Annotated in this window: 12 protein-coding genes; 7 read left to right on the forward strand and 5 right to left on the reverse strand. The window is 65.3% G+C overall.

Translation table 11 applies throughout. The features are described from left to right. Positions 1 to 72 precede the first annotated feature (72 nt). Positions 73 to 1239, reverse strand: coding sequence for an ABC transporter substrate-binding protein (locus tag ACVILL_RS27605; protein WP_456731931.1), 1167 nt, complete (start codon positions 1237 to 1239; stop codon positions 73 to 75). 292 nt (positions 1240 to 1531) lie between these two features. Between ACVILL_RS27605 and ACVILL_RS27610 the strand changes: the two genes are divergently transcribed. From ACVILL_RS27610 to ACVILL_RS27620, 3 genes are all read left to right on the forward strand, one after another. Further along, entirely contained in the window at positions 1532 to 2026 is a 495-nt protein-coding gene (locus ACVILL_RS27610) for a MarR family winged helix-turn-helix transcriptional regulator (RefSeq protein WP_024579672.1), read from the forward strand. A gap of 4 nt (positions 2027 to 2030) precedes the next feature. Then, positions 2031 to 2846, forward strand: coding sequence for an alpha/beta hydrolase (locus ACVILL_RS27615; protein ID WP_456731932.1), 816 nt, complete (start codon positions 2031 to 2033; stop codon positions 2844 to 2846). Positions 2847 to 3001: 155 nt separating this feature from the next. After that, positions 3002 to 4645 carry a benzoate-CoA ligase family protein gene (locus ACVILL_RS27620; protein ID WP_456731933.1) on the forward strand — a complete coding sequence of 548 codons (1644 nt, stop codon included), beginning with the start codon at positions 3002 to 3004 and terminating at the stop codon, positions 4643 to 4645. Positions 4646 to 4699: 54 nt separating this feature from the next. Here ACVILL_RS27620 and ACVILL_RS27625 read toward each other — a convergent pair whose 3' ends face one another. Beyond that, on the reverse strand, positions 4700 to 6307 hold the full coding sequence (locus ACVILL_RS27625; protein ID WP_456731934.1) for an MDR family MFS transporter: 1608 nt from the start codon (positions 6305 to 6307) through the stop codon (positions 4700 to 4702). An 8-nt stretch (positions 6308 to 6315) separates the two neighbouring features. Next, the gene (locus ACVILL_RS27630) at positions 6316 to 7509 is read right to left on the reverse strand and encodes an HlyD family secretion protein (protein ID WP_456731935.1); all 1194 of its coding nucleotides are present in this window, start codon (positions 7507 to 7509) and stop codon (positions 6316 to 6318) included. 158 nt (positions 7510 to 7667) lie between these two features. Between ACVILL_RS27630 and ACVILL_RS27635 the strand changes: the two genes are divergently transcribed. Then, positions 7668 to 8378 carry a TetR/AcrR family transcriptional regulator gene (locus ACVILL_RS27635; protein ID WP_456731936.1) on the forward strand — a complete coding sequence of 237 codons (711 nt, stop codon included), beginning with the start codon at positions 7668 to 7670 and terminating at the stop codon, positions 8376 to 8378. Between the two features lie 51 nt (positions 8379 to 8429). On the opposite strand, the gene ACVILL_RS27640 is transcribed toward ACVILL_RS27635, so the two are convergent. Further along, positions 8430 to 10124 carry an ATP-binding protein gene (locus ACVILL_RS27640; RefSeq protein ID WP_456731937.1) on the reverse strand — a complete coding sequence of 565 codons (1695 nt, stop codon included), beginning with the start codon at positions 10122 to 10124 and terminating at the stop codon, positions 8430 to 8432. A 99-nt stretch (positions 10125 to 10223) separates the two neighbouring features. Beyond that, complete coding sequence (locus ACVILL_RS27645) at positions 10224 to 11198, reverse strand: LysR family transcriptional regulator (protein ID WP_456731938.1); 975 nt, start codon at positions 11196 to 11198, stop codon at positions 10224 to 10226. 168 nt (positions 11199 to 11366) lie between these two features. Here ACVILL_RS27645 and ACVILL_RS27650 point away from each other — a divergent pair, with 168 nt between their 5' ends. Genes ACVILL_RS27650 through tkt form a run of 3 tightly spaced genes read left to right on the forward strand, consistent with a single transcriptional unit; the run spans position 11367 to position 15281 of the window. Beyond that, positions 11367 to 12386, forward strand: coding sequence for a class 1 fructose-bisphosphatase (locus ACVILL_RS27650; protein ID WP_456734377.1), 1020 nt, complete (start codon positions 11367 to 11369; stop codon positions 12384 to 12386). 10 nt (positions 12387 to 12396) lie between these two features. Then, positions 12397 to 13272 carry a phosphoribulokinase gene (locus ACVILL_RS27655; protein WP_456731939.1) on the forward strand — a complete coding sequence of 292 codons (876 nt, stop codon included), beginning with the start codon at positions 12397 to 12399 and terminating at the stop codon, positions 13270 to 13272. After that, complete coding sequence (gene tkt / locus ACVILL_RS27660) at positions 13269 to 15281, forward strand: transketolase (RefSeq protein ID WP_456731940.1); 2013 nt, start codon at positions 13269 to 13271, stop codon at positions 15279 to 15281. Before ACVILL_RS27655 ends, tkt begins: the two co-directional genes overlap by 4 nt. Positions 15282 to 15290: the final 9 nt, after the last annotated feature.

Genomic DNA, 15290 nt, shown 5'->3' on the forward strand with positions numbered 1-15290 from the left:
TTCCCTCTCTTTTGCTTAACGCGTTTTCTTCACGCGAACCGGTGTCTACTTCGCTTGAAAACGCTTTGTGACTTACTTGGCCGCGCAGTCCTTGGCGTAGCGGTCGCCGTAGTTCGAAAACACCTTTTCGACGATCTCGGTCTGGAATTTGCCGTCCGGCCGCTTTGCCACCTTGGTGAGGTAGAAATCCTGGATCGGATAGCCGTTGTTGCTGAACTTGAAGTTACCGCGCAGCGAGGTGAAGTCGGCCTTCTTCAGCGCCGCCGCGACGGCGTCCTTGTTGGAGAGGTCGCCCTTCACGGCCTTGACCGCGCTGTCGATCAGGAGCGCGGCGTCATAGGCCTGCATGGCATAGGTGCCGGGCACGCCGTTGTAGGCCGCCTCATAGGCCGCGACGAACTTCTTGCTCTTGGGGTTGTCGAGGTTGGGCGCCCAGTTCGCGCCGCCGAACATGCCGACCGCGGCGTCCTGCTGCGCGGGCAGGGTGGACTCATCGACGGTGAAGGCGGAGAGCACCGGCACGGTGGCGCCGGCCTGCTTGTACTGCTTCACGAGGTTCACGCCCATGCCGCCCGGCATGAAGGTGAACAGCGCATCCGGCTTCTGCGCGGCGATCTTGGAGAGCTCGGGCTGGAAATCCAGCGTGTTCAGCGGCGTGTAGGATTCCTCTGTTATCTCGCCCTTGTAGTCGAGCTTGAAGCCGGCGACGGAATCGCGGCCGGCCTGATAGTTCGGCACCAGGAGGTAGACGCGCTTGTAGCCGCGATCCTGCGCTACCTTGCCGAGGATCTCGTGCACCTGGTCGTTCTGGTACGAGGTCACATAGAAGAACGGGTTGCACTCCTTGCCGGCATAGCTGGAAGGGCCGGCATTCGGGCTGATCAAAAAGGTCTTGCTGTCGGTGACCGGGCGATGGATCGCGAGCAGGATGTTGGAGAAGATCGGGCCGACCACGAAATCGACCTTGTCGCGCTCGAGCAGGCCGCGCACCTTGACCACCGCGCCGTCGGGCTTCAGCTCGTCGTCGGCGTTGACGATCTCGACATCGCGGCCGGCCATCTTGCCGCCGAGGTCTTTGATCGCGAGCGCAAAGCCGTCGCGGACCTGCTGCCCAAGCGCCGCGGCAGGTCCCGAGGTCGTCACCAGCACGCCGATCTTGATCTTCTCCTGGGCCGTCGCCGGGGTCGCCGCGATTCCCAGCAGCGCCGCCAATCCCGCGAGCCCCGTCAATTGCTTCATGTCACTCCCCAATCACTGTCTCGATGCCTTTCGCAGCTTGGCCGCAGCTTAGTCTGACGCGCGCAACCGCCGCAAGCGATGTGGCATTGCGTCAGGGCGATGGTCGCGCGCCATGCAGGCGCCGCCGCGCACCATGCAAGCGCCGCGCCAATTGCTTGAAGTTTAAAGAAATTGCAGGATCGCGCCGGCATTCCCCGCAAGATTCGCAATTGTCCTTGCAGGGCGCCACGAATTGCTTGAAGCTCAAAGTAATCGGTCCGACCGAAACCCGCCGCGGAGGCACGATCGCCGCATGATCCTCGATTCCGAAACCAAAGCCGTCGAACTGCCCGACGATCACGGCACCGAGCTCCGGCTGTGGCTGCGGCTCCTGACCTGCACCACGCTGATCGAAGGCGAGGTCCGCAGCCGGCTGCGCGAGAAATTCGACGTCACGCTGCCGCGCTTCGACCTGATGGCCCAGCTCGACAAGGTATCCGACGGCATGACCCTGTCGGACCTGTCGAAGCGGATGATGGTGTCGAACGGCAACGTCACCGGGCTGGTCGAGCGCCTCGTCGAGTCCGGCCATCTCGATCGCCGCACCTCGGAGACCGATCGCCGCGTGCAGTTCATCCGGCTGACCAAGCTTGGCCGGGCCGAATTCCGCAAGATGGCGGCCGAGCACGAGAAATGGATCGCCGATATCTTCGGCGATCTCTCGCCGAAGGATATCCGTGAATTGATGCGGCTGCTCGCCAAGGCCAAGGGCTCGGCGCAGCGCTCCGCCAAGGCGAGGACTGCGTAGCGCCGTGAGCGAGATCGATTACGAGGTCGAATACAACAACCGGGCGCGGGTGCCGGAGAACCCGGCGATCATGGCCGGTTGGGCGAGGGACTCCGCGGCCTATTGCGAGCAGCACCCGCCGCGGCGGCTGACCTACGGCCCCGGCAACCGCAACGTCATCGATCTCTTTGAGGGCGATCGCGACGGGCCGCTCGTGGTCTTCATCCATGGCGGCTACTGGCAGGCGCTCGACGGCTCGTCCTCGAGCCACTGTGCGCGGGGCCTCAACGGTCACGGCATCAGTGTCGCAGTGCCGAGCTACGATCTCTGTCCCAATGTCTCGGTCAACGACATCGTCGGCGAGATGCGCGCGGCGTGCCGCGAACTGGCGAAGCTCGGCCGGCCGTTGGTCGTGTCGGGACACTCCGCCGGCGGACATCTTGCCGCATGCATGCTCGCGACCGATTGGCCGGCCTATGATGCGTCGCTGCCGAGGGACATGGTCAGGGCTGCTTACGCGATCTCCGGCCTGTTCGAACTCGAGCCGCTGGTCGGCACCACCATCAACAAGGCGCTTGGCCTCGACCGCGACGCAGCAAGGGCCGCGAGCCCGCTGCTCTGGAAAGCACCCACGGGCGCGACGTTCGATGCCGTCGTCGGCGGCGCCGAGAGCGCGGAATATCACCGGCAGAGCCGGACCATCGCCGATGTTTGGGGCAAAGCGGGCGTTGCAACGCGCTTTGGCACCGTGCCCGACGCCAATCATTTCACCGCGATCGCACCGCTCGCCGACCCGGGCTCGGCGATGGTCGCGCGGCTGAAGCAGCTCACGCAGATCTGAGGCTCTAAAGGACCTCGCCATCTCCACGCGATATCCACCCTTGCGCCGAATTATTTTAAGTATAAAATGATTGGCGATTGGAACGCTGCCGGGCGTCCTCGATATTGGCGATGTTGGTCTTTGGCCTTTCTGGATGGAAAGCGAGGGGCAATCGAATGTCAGGTGAATTTCCCGGGCTCGGCCCATCCGGGCATGTCGACGATTTCGCGCGGCGCAACCTGCCTCCATCGGAGCAATGGCCGCAGCTCGTGCTCGACCGGCCCGAATTCAAGTATCCCGATTATCTCAACGCCGCGGTCGAATTGACCGACCGCATCGTCGAGCAGGGGATGGGCGATCGCATCGCGCTGATCGGCAACGGCCGCCAGCGCACCTACAAGGAACTGACCGACTGGTCGAACCGCCTGGCGCATGCGCTGGTGGAGAACTATGGCGTCAAGCCCGGCAATCGCGTCCTGATCCGCTCGGGCAACAACCCGGCACTGGTCGCGGCCTGGCTCGCCGCGACCAAGGCGGGCGCCGTCGTCGTCAACACCATGCCGATGCTGCGCGCAGGCGAGCTTGCCAAGATCGTCGACAAGGCCGAGATCGCGCTGGCGCTGACCGACAGTCGCATCGCCGACGAACTGGTGGCCTGCGCCAAGACCAGCAAATTCCTCAAGCAGGTCGTCAATTTTGACGGCACGCAGAACCACGACGCCGAGCTCGACCGGATCGCGCTGAACAAGCCGGTCAAGTTCGAAGCGGTGAAGACCGGCCGCGACGACGTCGCGCTGCTCGGCTTCACGTCGGGCACGACAGGCGAACCCAAGGCGACGATGCATTTCCACCGCGATCTTCTGATCGTCGCGGACGGCTATGCGAGCGAAGTGCTCAAGGTGACGCCGGACGATGTGTTCGTCGGCTCGCCGCCGCTTGCATTTACCTTCGGCCTCGGCGGACTCGCCATCTTCCCGCTGCGCTTCGGCGCCACCGCGACGCTGCTGGAGAACGCGGCGCCGAGCGAGATGATCAGGATCATCGAGACCTACAAGGCGACGATCTGCTTCACTGCGCCGACCGCCTACCGGGCGATGATGGCGGCGATGGACAAGGGCGCCGATCTGTCGTCGCTGCGGCTCGCGGTCTCGGCCGGCGAGACGCTGCCGGCACCGGTGTTCGAGAGCTGGACCAGGAAGACCGGCAAGCCGATCCTCGACGGCATCGGCAGCACCGAGCTGCTGCACATCTTCATCACCAACCGCGCCGGTAGCGCCGTCGGCGGCACCACGGGTACGCCGGTCGCCGGTTACGAGGCGAAGATCGTCGACGAGGACATGAACGAGCTGCCGGCGGGGCAGGTCGGCAAGCTCGCGGTGCGCGGCCCGACCGGTTGCCGCTACCTCGCGGACTCCAGGCAGACCAAATATGTCCGCGACGGCTGGAACATCACCGGCGACGCCTTCGTCAGCGACGAGACCGGCCGGCTGTCGTTCGTGGCGCGCGCCGACGACATGATCATCTCGGCGGGCTACAACATCGCCGGTCCCGAGGTCGAGGCGGCGCTGCTCGGGCATCCCGATGTCGCGGAATGCGCCGTGATCGGCGCACCCGACGAGGAGCGGGGACAGATCGTCTCGGCCTTCATCGTCCTGAAGCAGGGTGCGCGCAGCGACGATGTCGAGGTCAAGCTGCTGCAGGATCACGTCAAGGCGACGATCGCGCCCTACAAATATCCCCGCGCGATCGCCTTCGTCGAGGCGCTGCCGAAGACCCAGACCGGGAAGATCCAGCGCTTCAAGCTGCGCGAAGCCAGCTAGGAACGGGACGGCGGCTCTTCGCCGCCGCCCCTTTGGGGATCGTCGAGAAATCAATCAATGCGCCGCGCTGCCGCCGGCCGTGCTCTTCGGCTTGCCGGTCAGCACGATCGCGATCGCGGCCAAGACCAGCACGATGCCGATGACGGCGAAGGCGTCGCTGAAGCCCAGCACGAGCGCCTGGCGCTTCACGATGTTGCCGATTGCCACGATCGCCTGGTTGTGCGCGGTGGCAGGGTCGGAGATGCCGTGGCTCAGGAAGTAGTTGGTGACCTCGGCGATCCGCGTGCGCACCTCCTCACGGCCGAGGTGGACCGACTGGCCGATGATGTTGGAGTGGAACTGCTCGCGCTTGGTGACGATGGTCGAGAGCAGCGCCGTTCCGATCGCGCCGCCGAGGTTGCGCATCATGTTGGAGATGCCGGAGGCCGCCGGCGCATCCTGCGGGGCGACGCTGCCCAGGCTGACGGCCGACAGCGGCGCCAGCATGATCGCCTGACCGATGGCGCGAACGATGTTCGGGACGAAGAACTGGTCGCCGGAGTAGTCGAGCGACATCTGGATGTTCATGAAGGACGAGACCGCGAACAGGATCATGCCGGTGAAGGCGATGTAGCGGGCATCGAAGCGCTGCATCAGCTTCGGCACCAGCGGGATCAGGATCAGCTGCGGCAGGCCGGTCCATGCCAGCACTTGGCCGATCTGCTCGGCATTGTAGCGCTGCACCTGGCCGAGATAGGCCGGCAGCAGATAGACCGAGCCGAACAGCGCGAAGCCGACGAACACGGCCGAGATGGTGCCGAAGCCGAAGCTGCGCTGGGTCAAGAGGCGCAACCGGATCAGCGGCTTCTCCACCACGAGCTCGATCCAGACGAACAGCGTGAGGCTGACGGCCGCGATCACCGCGAGCTTGACGATGAAGGGCGAGCCGAACCAGTCGTCCTTGTTGCCTTCCTCGAGCACCGCCTGCAGCGCCGACAGGCCGATCGCCATCGTGGCGATGCCGAGCCAGTCGCCCTCGCGCAGCAGGTGCAGCTGCATCGGCTGCCGATCCAGCGTGAGATAGAGGGTGGCGACCATGACAGCCGTCGGGACCACGTTGACGAAGAAGATGGTCTGCCAGCCGTAATTCTCGGTGAGGTAGCCGCCGATGGTCGGGCCGATCGCCGGGGCAAAGGTCACGGCCAGCGCGAACATCGCAAGCCCGATCGGCTGCTGCACCTTCGGCAGCTTGGTGAACACGAGCGTGAAGGCCATCGGGATCAGCACGCCGCCGAAGAAGCCCTGCAGGCCGCGCATCGCGATCATCGAGGGCAGGTCGTGGGTGAATGCACAGGCGACCGAGAAGATCGCGAACAGCGTGGCGAAGGAGATGATGATCTTGCGGAACGAGAACACCCGGCTGAGATAGTCGGTCAGCGGGATCACCACGATCTCGCCGATCAGGTAGGACGTCGAGATCCAGGAGCCGTTGTCGACGCCGGTGCCGATGCCCCCCTCGATGTTGAGCAGCGAGGCGTTGGTGATCTGGATGTTGAGGATCGCCATGAAGGCGCCGATCATCGCGGCGACGATGGAGATCCAGACGGCCATGCTGGCGCGGTTGGGATCGACCGCTACCGCGCGGGGCGCGGCAGCCGGGGAGGAGAGCGCGAGGTCGGACATGACATCACCTATTTGAAGGAGGCGACAGCGAGTTTCGGCGTGGCTTTTGCGTGCGGAGCTTCATCGGCAGGATGTGAAAGCGTCGCGATGGTCGGGATCACGGACATGCCTGGCCGCAGTTCGACGGGCGTCGCGTCGAGCGCGATCTTCACCGGGATGCGCTGCACCACCTTGGTGAAGTTGCCGGTCGCGTTGTCGGGCGGCAGCAGCGCGAATTCCTGGCCGCTCGCCGGCGCCAGGCTGTCGACATGGCCGCGTACGACCTGACCGGGGAACATGTCGACCTCGATCTCGACCGGCTGGCCCTTGCGGACATTGGTGAGCTGCGTCTCCTTGTAGTTCGCGATCACGTAGGCGCCGGTGGCCGGCACCAGCGACATCAACTGCGTGCCGGCCTGCACGTACTGGCCGGTACGCAGCGTGCGGTTGCCGACGACGCCATCGATCGGGGCAATGATAGTGGTGTAGCCGAGATTCAGCTCGGCCTGATGCTGGAGCGCGGTCGCCCGTGCCTGCGTCGCAATGGCCTGGGCAATGTCGGCCTTGAGCAGTTCCACCTGGCGCTCGGCAGAAGCGAGGTTTGCGGTGTCGCGGGCGATAGCGGCCTGCGCGCTGGCGTAGCGCGACTGCGCCTGCTGCGCGTTCTGCACGCTGCCGTAGCCGGTGCCGGCGAGGTCGGTGTAGCGCTTGTTCTCCTGCTCGGCGAAGGTCTGCGTCGCGGTGTCGACGGCGAGCGTCGCGCGTGCCGACTCGATCACCGAGTGCTGCACGTCGAGTTGGGCACGCTTGCTGGTGATCGCGGCTTCGGCGGCAGCGACGTCAGCCTTCGACTGATCGAGCGCGACCTTGAAATCGCGCTCGTCGATCCGGGCCAACACCTGGCCGGCGTGCACATGCTCGTTGTCGCCCACCAGCACCGCGCTGAGATAGCCGGAGACCTTCGGCGCGATCGTGGTGTTGTCGGCCTTCACATAGGCGTCGTCGGTCGAGACCTGAAAGCGGCCGACCGTCCAGTAGTCCCAGCCGTACCAGGCGCCGCCCGCGAGGGCGGCGACGGCGGCGGTGGCGAGAAGCAGGCGGCGAAGCTTGCCCTTCGCAGCGCCCGGCGTCGGCACGGCGGCTTCCGAATCGGCGATCAATTGCTTGGCGGTATCGGCCGGAACCTGGCTCTCGGCCTTGAAAGAGGTTTCATGCTGGCTCATGGCAGTCGCTCCTGGAAGCTCTCTATCTCTCTGGGAAACCTTGTGATTTCTGGTCTTGGTCGCCCGAGATAATTAGGAAACTTGATGTTTTCCAAAATAGAGCCCATATTGGAACTGTCAATAGAATGACAGTCATCATCTAAAAGCATGGCTCGCCGATGAACCGGAATGACAAAGCCCAGACTGAGCAGGCCCTGGCGGCGCCGGAGCGGCGCGGCCGCGGCCGGCCGCAGCTGCGCTCCGACGACGAGACGCGCGCGCTGATCTATGACGCTGCGCGGCGCGAGTTCTCGGAGCGCGGATTCGCTGCGGCGAATATCGCCGACGTGGCCTGCCGCGCCGGCGTGTCCACCAAGACGCTGTACCGGCTGGTCCCGACCAAGCTGGCGCTGTTCGAGGAAACGGTGACGGATCGGATGGATCGGTTCGTGTCGATCGTGAATTTTGGCGCCTGCGACGGCCGCGACGTGTCGGCGGCGCTGGAGGGCGTGCTGCTGACCTGCGCCGAACTCGTGCTCGATGCCGAGGTCATCGCCCTGCAACGCATCATCCTGGCCGACAGCGACAAATTTCCCGACATTGCCGAGACGTTCTACGAGAAGGCGATGCAGCGGACCATTGCCGCGCTGGCGAGCTGGCTGAACGTGCAGCAGCGGCGAGGGCGGATCGTGCTCGACGATAGTGAGGCCGCAGCGGGCATGCTGCTCGGCATGCTCGTCTTCAAGCCGCAGCGCGATGTCATGTACGGGCACAAGCCCGCGCTCGTGCACAGCGAGATGGAAGCACGCGCCAAGGCCTGCGCGGCGCTCTTCCTGTCCGGCTGCGCCGTGCCGGCCGACCGGAGCAACAAGCAGAGTGAAGGCACGTGATGCCGGAGCCGGTCGAAACCTGCTCGAGTTTCGGTCCTGGCTAGCCCCGCGTTACTTGGCTGCCGCCACCGCCGGCGGTTGGGTCAGCACCTGCCGGATCATCCGGGCGAGATCGGCCTTGCGATAGGGCTTCGGCAACAGCGTCACATCGGGGTCGAGGCGGCCGTGATGGATGATCGCGTCCTCGGTATAGCCCGACGTAAAGAGCACGCGCACCGAGGGCAGCCTGGCGACCACGGCATCGGCCACCTGCCTTCCGTTCATGCCGCCGGACATGATGACGTCGGTGAACAGCACGTCGCAGACGAACCCGTTGTCGACCGCAGCCAATGCTTCCGGACCGTTGGCGGTGACCATCGTGCGGTAGCCGAGCTGCTCGAGCTGGGCGCTGACGTAATTGCGGACCAGCGGATCGTCCTCGACGACCAGGATGGATTCGTTGCCGCCACGCGTGTCGACCGGAGCCGGCGGCTCGACGTCGACCATGTCGCCCATGCTGCGCGGCAGATAGAGCTTGATCGACGTGCCGTGGCCTTCTTCGGAGTAGATCTTGAGATGCCCGTCGGACTGCTTGATGAAGCCGTAGACCATGCTCAGCCCGAGGCCGGTACCCTTGCCGGTGTCCTTGGTGGTGAAGAACGGCTCGAACACCTTGTCGCGGATCGCCGCCGGGATGCCGCCGCCGGTATCGCTGACCGCGACCATCACATATTCGCCCGCCCGCACGTCGGGATTGGCGGCGGCATAGACCTCGTCGAGGATGACGTTGCTGGTCTCCAGCATCAGCTTGCCGCCGTCGGGCATCGCATCGCGGGCATTGACCGCGAGGTTGAGCAGCGCGGTCGCCATGTGGTTCGGATCGATGAAGGCCGACCAGGCGTCGGGCTCGAGCGCGGTGTCGATTTCGATCTGCTCGCCGAGCGAGGGGCGCAACAGCCGCGCGGTGTCCTGCACCAGGGTGTTCAGATCGGCTTCGCGGGGCTGCAGCGGCTGCTGCCGCGAAAAGGCGAGCAAATGCTTGGTCACCTCGGCACCGCGAAATGCGGCATCAGAGATCATCTTGGTGACGGACGATAGCGCGGCATCGTGCTCGACGGCCTCGGCGAGGATGTCGATCAGGCCGGTGATGACGGTCAGGATGTTGTTGAAGTCGTGTGCAATGCCGCCGGTGAGGTGCCCGACGGCTTCCATCTTCTGCACTTGGCGCAACTTCTGCTCGGCTTCGAGCTGCTCGCGCGCGGCCTCGACCTCGCGCGCGCGCATGAAGATCTCGGCTTCCATCTGCTCGGTGCGCTCGCGCAGCCGGTCGGTCAGCTTGTCCTGCTCGGCGCCGCGCTGCTTCAGCTGGATGAAGCCGGTGACGTCTTCCACCCGATGGATGATGTAGATGAACTGACCGCTCGGCCCGAACACCGGCGTATTGCGCGGGCTCCAGTACTTTTCCTCGAATCCGCCGCCCTCCGACTCGGGCTTGCGGATATCGTATTTCTGCACCGACATGGTGTCGGGGCGGCGGAACTGGACCACGCGCTCGAGCGAGGCGCGCAGGTTCCGCACCCCGTCGGCGGCCGGATCGTCCGGATTGTCGGGAAAGATTTCGAACAGGTTGCGCCCGAGGACCGCTGCGCGCTCGGTCTTGGTGGCGCGCAGATAGGCGTCGCTTGCTGCCACGATACGGAAGTCGGGCTGGGTCAGCACCAGATAAAGGCCGGGCGCCGCCTCGAATAACGCCTTGAAGTCAGGCATCGGCGGGGACTGATTTTGCAGTTCATCCTCCCTCGCAGGGATACGGTCCGCCACTGACCGCACCCAAGATGTGACATGCGTTTGCCGGAACTTCAATGGTTAACATACGGTACCGGCTTGATTTTCTCGATCGCGCACGCGTTGCGGCTGGTGCGAGTTCGGCAGATAGCGCCAGCCCTCCTTGCCCAGGAAGTCCAGCATCGCCTGCGCGGGTGGCAGCAGGATCTTGTCGGTGCGCCTAATCGCGTGCCACTGCCGGACGATCGGCAGGCCCTTCACCTTGAGCACCACCAGCCGACCGTCCTCCAGCTCATGAAACACCGTGTGCTGGGAGATGAAGGCGATGCCGAGCCCGGCCATGACCGCCTGCTTGATGGTCTCGTTGCTGTCCATGGCCATGCCGAGTTTCGGCTCCAGCCCGACCCGTTCGAAATACTGCTGCATCAGCATCCGGGTGCCCGATCCCTGCTCGCGGGTGATGAAGGTTTCGTTGGCGAGCTCCGGCGGCGAGACGTGCCGCCGCCGTGCCAGCCGATGATCGGGCGAGGCGATGATGAAATGCGGATGCCGGCCGAGCGGCTTCATCTCGACCTCGACATCGGCCGGCGGACGCCCCATCACCGCGATGTCGAGATCGTAGCCGCGCAACGCGTCGCGGATCTCCTCGCGGTTGCCGATCCTGAGCGTGACTTCGATTTTCGGGAAGCGGCGCGAGAACGCCGCGATCGCGAACGGCACGAAATATTTCGCGGTACTGACCGCGCCCATCGCGACGCGGCCGCCGCTGCGGCCTGCGATCATGTCGAGCGATTGCTCGCAATCCTTCAGCGCCGCCTCGATCCGCTCGACCAGCGTCAGCACATGCGTGCCCGCATCCGTCAGCGCCATGCCGTCGCCGGTACGTTGGATCAGCGGCAATCCTGCGAGCGCCTGCAGGTTGCGGAGCTGCAGCGTCACCGCGGGCTGGGTCAGGTTCAGGCGGTTGGCCGCCGACGTGATCGAGCCGGCCTCGTGCAGGGTGGACAGCGCGCGCAGCTGGCGGATGGTCAGATCGCGCGAGAAGTTGCCGGCCATGACAAGCTCCATAAGAAATACTTTGCCCGGACCAAAGATAATAAAATTTCCCTAATTGGGCAATTCGCGCGTTGATACGGCGGAAGGCGACTCCCCTGAGGTCGCCTCTCGAAGCCTCGGGACAGAGGGCGCGATCAAAGGGAGAGGCCGGTGGAGATTCGTCCTGCATTGCATGCCCATCTGGAATGGCCGGCGCAGCATAACCCGCTGCGTGCCGCGACCGTCGCGGTGATCGAAGCCCTTGCCGGTGCCGCGATCGAGCTCTCGCGCATCATTGCCGCCGGGCCGCTCGCCGGCATCGGCGGCGAAAGCGGCGGCGTCAATCCCGACGGCGATCGCCAAAAGACCATCGACATCGTCGCCGACGGCTTGATGCGCGACGCGCTGCGCACCGCGCCGGTTGCAGCGGTTTTGTCGGAGGAGGTCGAGCTGCCGGAGATGCTCGATACCGACGCGCCGCTCTGTGTCGCGATCGATCCGCTCGATGGATCCGCCAATCTCGAAAACAACATCTCGATCGGCACGATCTTCTCGATCCGGCCGAAGGGCAACGACATCATCTCGACCTTCTTCGAGCCCGGCACGGCGCAATGCGCCGCAGGCTGCTTCATCTACGGACCGCAGACCGTGCTGGTGCTGGCACTCGACCAGCGTGTTGACTGCTTCACGCTCGACCCGCGAACTGGCGAGTTCGTCCTGACGGCGCGCGACCTGCGGGTGCCGCAGGACGCGTCCGAATTCGCCATCAATGCCTCGAACCGCCGGCACTGGAGCGGCCCGGTGCGCAACTATATCGACGAGTGCCTCGCCGGCGTGAACGGCGAGCGCGGGCAGGATTTCAACATGCGCTGGATCGGCTCGCTGGTGGCGGAAGCCTACCGCATCCTGATGCGCGGCGGCGTGTTCCTGTATCCGGCGGATGCGCGCCAGGGGTATCGCGAGGGCCGGCTGCGGCTGCTGTACGAGGCGCATCCGATCGCGCTGATCATGGAATGGGCCGGCGGTGCGGCATCCAATGGCCGCTCGCGCATCCTCGAACTCTCGGCACGCACGCCGCATCAGCGCGTGCCGCTGATCATGGGATCGGCCCGCGCCGTGCGCGACGTCGATGCGATTCACCTGACCGTCGAGCCGTTGTTCGAGAGCAGCGATGCCCCGCTGTTCGCGCGGCGCGGCCTGTTCCGCTGAGGGGAAGCGCATGTCTCGCAGACACCCCATCATCTCGATCACCGGCTCCTCCGGCGCCGGCACCACCTCGGTGAAGAAGACGTTCGAGAACATCTTCCGCCGCGAGAACGTGGTCGCGGCCTATATCGAGGGCGACGCGTTCCACCGCTACGACCGCGCCGAGATGCGCAGCCTGATGGCGGAGCGGGCCGAGCGCGGCAACAAGAACTTCAGCCATTTCAGCCCCGAGACGAATCTGTTCGAGGAGCTGGAGAAGCTGTTCCGCGACTATGCCGAGACCGGCACCGGAACGACGCGGCACTATGTCCACGACGAGGAAGAAGCGCGGCTCTATGGCGCCAAGCCCGGTACCTTCACCGCATGGGAGGCGTTGCCGGAGAATTCCGACCTCTTGTTCTATGAGGGCCTGCACGGCGCCGTGGTCACCGACAAGGTGAACGTCGCGCAGCACGCCGACCTCAAGATCGGCGTCGTGCCGGTCATCAACCTCGAATGGATCCAGAAGCTGCACCGCGACCGCAGCCATCGCGGCTATTCCACCGAGGCGGTGACCGACACCATCCTGCGCCGCATGCCGGACTACGTGAACTACATCTGCCCGCAATTCACCGAGACCGACATCAACTTCCAGCGCGTGCCGACGGTCGACACGTCGAACCCGTTCATCGCGCGCTGGATCCCGACGCCGGATGAATCGATGGTCGTGATCCGGCTGAAGAACCCGCGCGGCATCGATTTTCCCTATCTGCTCTCGATGATCCCGCACAGCTTCATGTCGCGCGCCAATTCGATCGTGGTGCACGGCGCCAAGCTCGACCTCGCGATGCAGCTCATCCTGACCCCGCTGATCCTGCAACTGATCGAACGAAAGAGGCGAACGATATGACCGCACTTGCGTCCGTTGCCAGCCGCCCCGACATCAGCCACGACGAGATGGCGAACGCCATCCGTTTCCTCGCCGTCGATGCGGTGGAGCAGGCGAAATCCGGTCATCCCGGCATGCCGATGGGCATGGCCGATGTCGCGACCGTGCTGTTCACCGACTTCCTGAAGTTCGATCCGGCCGATCCGGCCTGGCCCGACCGCGACCGTTTCGTGCTGTCGGCCGGTCACGGCTCGATGCTGCTCTACGCGCTGCTCTATCTGACCGGCTACGAGAGCATGACGCTCGATCAGCTCAAGGCATTCCGGCAGTGGGGATCGCAGACCCCGGGACATCCCGAGTATGGCCATACGCCTGGAGTCGAGACCACGACCGGGCCGCTCGGGCAGGGGATCGCGACCGCAGTCGGAATGGCGCTCGCCGAGCGCTTGATGAACGCCCGCTTCGGCGACGACCTCGTGGACCATTACACCTATGTGATCGCCGGCGATGGCTGCCTGATGGAGGGCCTCAGCCATGAGGCGATCTCGCTCGCCGGCCATTTGCGGCTGAACCGGCTGATCGTGCTGTTCGACGACAACCACATCTCGATCGATGGTGCGACCTCGTTGTCCTGCTCGGATGATCAGGCGGCGCGGTTCAGGGCGAGCGGCTGGAACGTCTGCCGCATCGACGGCCACGATCCGCAGGCGATCACTGCGGCGATCAGGCAGGCGCGAGCGAGCGATCGCCCGTCGCTGATCGCCTGCCGCACGGTGATCGGGTTCGGTGCGCCGAACCGGCAGGGCAGCGAGAAGGTGCATGGCGCGCCGCTCGGCACCGATGAGGTGGCCAAGACCCGTGCCGCGCTGCGCTGGCCGTATCCGGCCTTCGAAGTCCCCGAGGCGGTGCTGGCCGAATGGCGTGAGCTCGGCGGCCGCGGCCGCGATGGGCGGCGTGCCTGGATCGAGCGCTCGCGCAGCGCCTGCAAGGCCGAGCGATCGCCGTTCCACGACGCGCTGAACCGGAAACTGCCCTGTGCCTACAGCAAGGCAATGGCGGCGCTCGTCGAGCGCTTTGCGACCGAGCGGCCGAAGCTCGCGACGCGGCAGGCCTCGCAGCAGGTCATCGACGTGATCGCGGAAGCTTTGCCGAACCTGCTCGGTGGCTCGGCTGACCTCACGCACTCCAATCTCACGCTGGCGAAGTCGCAAGTTTCGGTGCGGCCGGAAACGCTCGAGGGCAGCTACATCCACTACGGCATCCGTGAGCACGGCATGGCGGCGGCGATGAACGGCATCGCCTTGCATGGCGGGTTCATTCCCTATGGCGGCACTTTCCTCAGCTTCGCCGATTACAGCCGGCCGGCGATCCGCATGGCGGCGCTGATGGGCATCCGCGTCATCCACGTGATGACCCATGATTCGATCGGGCTCGGCGAGGACGGGCCGACGCATCAGCCGGTCGAGCATCTGGCGGCGCTGCGGGCGATCCCGAACCTGCTGGTGTTCCGTCCGGCCGATGCGGTCGAGACCGCGGAAGCATGGGACTGCGCGCTGAAGGCGGAGGCCTCGCCGTCGATCCTCTGCCTGTCGCGGCAGGCGCTGCCGACGGTCCGCGAGGCCAGCACGGACAACCAGGTCGCGCTCGGCGCCTACGTTCTCGTCGAGCCGTCCTTCGCGCGTGACGTCACCCTGATTGCAACGGGTTCGGAGGTGGCGATCGCGCTCGAAGCCGCAAAGCTGCTGGCGGAAGGAGGGGTGCAGGCCGCGGTCGTCTCGGCCCCGTGCTTCGACCTGTTCCGCCAGCAGCCGAGCGACTACCGCGCGAAGGTGCTGGGCAGCGCCCCGCGTGTCGGCGTGGAAGCTGCCGTCGAGGGCGACTGGGCGCGCTGGCTTGGCGACGACGGTACGTTCGTGGGCATGACCGGTTTCGGCGCCTCCGCGCCGGCCGACGTGTTGTACCGGGAATTCGGCATCACGCCTGCGGCAGTCGCCGCGGCGGCAAAACAGCTCATCCAACGAGCGAATTGAAAGGAGGAC

This window comes from Bradyrhizobium sp. USDA 3364, assembly GCF_054056355.1.